Consider the following 2027-nt stretch of genomic DNA (forward strand, 5'->3'; position numbering starts at 1 on the left):
AATTAGTAATGTATTGATATATAAGATCTATTGGTTAATCGATTGCTCTCTCATGAGAGCAATTCTTTTTTGAAGTAAGATCTTGGTTTTTATGCGCCAAGTTTCATTTTATTAATGTGATTCTGATATAAACCGCGACTCATTTATTTCTATGATCTATAGAGAGTCGTTACTATGCGTATTGCGCCTGTTCCATCTATTCATTCCCCTCGTCTCAAACCTAACGCTTTATTATTGGCATTATCGTTAGCAGGATTACCGTCTTTTTCTTATGCATCAGATGTCTGCCAGTTTAGCGATATCACACAAGCACAAGAGCCAATTTTAGCGATTAAAAATGCACAACCAGCCTGTTATAACTCGTGGTTTTATACCGATAGTAAAGCCATCTTGGGTCTATACAGTGAAAATAGTATAGACAGTATTAACCGAGCGCTGGCGTTAGAGGTTTCGCAATATCAAGGAACAGAAGCGCAAGCCAAATCTATTGCTAATTTGGGGGAGTTTATCCGTGCCGCTTATTATGTGCGCTATGGTGTAAAGCAAGAGTTTGGCGATTATTCGGATCAATTGAGTAATGCGATTGCGGATACGATCAACCAGTTTATGTTATCGCCTTATAGTTTGAGCTTAGGTCGTGAACAAGTGGCGGCCATGTCGAGCTTAACGTTAATGGTCGATAACGTGAAACGCCTACCTTCAACGATGGCGAATTTCATCGTGCTATTGGACGCCTTTAACCCACAAACGGCGCAAGATGTGCAGTTTGTTGATGGTTTAAATAACTTATTTCGATCCATGAGCGGCCATGCTTCGCGTGATGATTTTTATCAAGACATTGAAGCCCATCCAGAATATTTGGAGACACTGTATCGTTTTGCCACTGAGCATGATTGGGCGTTAGGAACCAATGCCGATTTCATTTTGTACAATGCGGTGCGTGAAACGGGGCGCTTACTGGTTAGCCCTTACCCAAACACCAAAACTCGAGTCATTGCGATTTTAGAAAAAGTATTGGAGCGTTACCCGCTGGGTGGACGTAGCGATAAACTCTGGATTGCTGCGGTTGAAATGCTTTCTTACTATGCGGCAGAGACATTGGAAGCGCTTAATTTAACGCAAGCTAAGCAGCAACTTGAACAGCGTATCATGCCAAATCGCCATCAATGTGATGGGCCTGCTATTATCCGCTCGCAAGGCTTAACACCTCAGCAAGCAGAGCAAGCGTGTGGCATTTTGAATGAGAAAGAAGCGGATTTTCATACCGTTGCCAACACGGGTTTCACGCCCGTGGCCGATGATCTTAATCAACAAGTGGAAGTGGTGGTATTTGATAGCAACGAAAGTTATGTCAGTTATTCCAACTTCTTGTTTGGCAATACTACCAACAACGGCGGGCAATACCTTGAAGGCAACCCGGCTGATGCCAACAACACAGCGCGCTTTGTCGCTTACCGATATGCGCAGGATGAGGCGTTGTCTATTCTCAATTTAGAGCATGAATATGTGCATTATTTGGACGGACGCTACAATCAATACGGTTCATTTTCTCTCAATTTAAGTGAAGGCCATATCGTGTGGTGGTTGGAAGGCTTCGCTGAATACATGCACTATAAAAAAGGCTACCAAGCGGCGGTAGACTTAATTGCTGAGAAAAAACTGAGCCTCACGCAAGTGCTAGCCACTACTTATCAAAATGACACCAATCAAATTTATCGCTGGGGCTATTTAGCGGTTCGTTTTATGCTGGAAAACCATCCCAATGAAGTGGATCAACTGCTAGCGCTATCACGTAGTGGCGATTTCAAAGCATGGGCTGAGCAAGTGAAATGGATCGGCAAAAGCCTAGACAGCGAATTTTCAACTTGGTTAGACACTTTGACAACGGACAGTGGTAATCCAGAAGATCCGACTGTGCCGCCAATTCAACCAGAAGACACGATGAATCATTTAGTGTTAGGGCAAAGTGTTACCTTGTCGGGTGAGCAGTACAGTGAACAACTCTATTATATTGATGTTCCAGATAA

At 43.2% G+C, this 2027-nt stretch carries 1 protein-coding gene; it reads left to right on the plus strand.

Annotated features, from left to right (window positions below; genetic code table 11):
* Positions 1-174: 174 nt before the first annotated feature.
* The coding region (locus tag B9J84_RS15260; RefSeq protein WP_094124497.1) for a collagenase at positions 175-2027 on the plus strand (1853 nt) is incomplete at its 3' end.

Source organism: Vibrio sp. V03_P4A6T147 (genome assembly GCF_002241085.1).
In the GTDB taxonomy this organism is placed as follows: domain Bacteria; phylum Pseudomonadota; class Gammaproteobacteria; order Enterobacterales; family Vibrionaceae; genus Vibrio; species Vibrio anguillarum.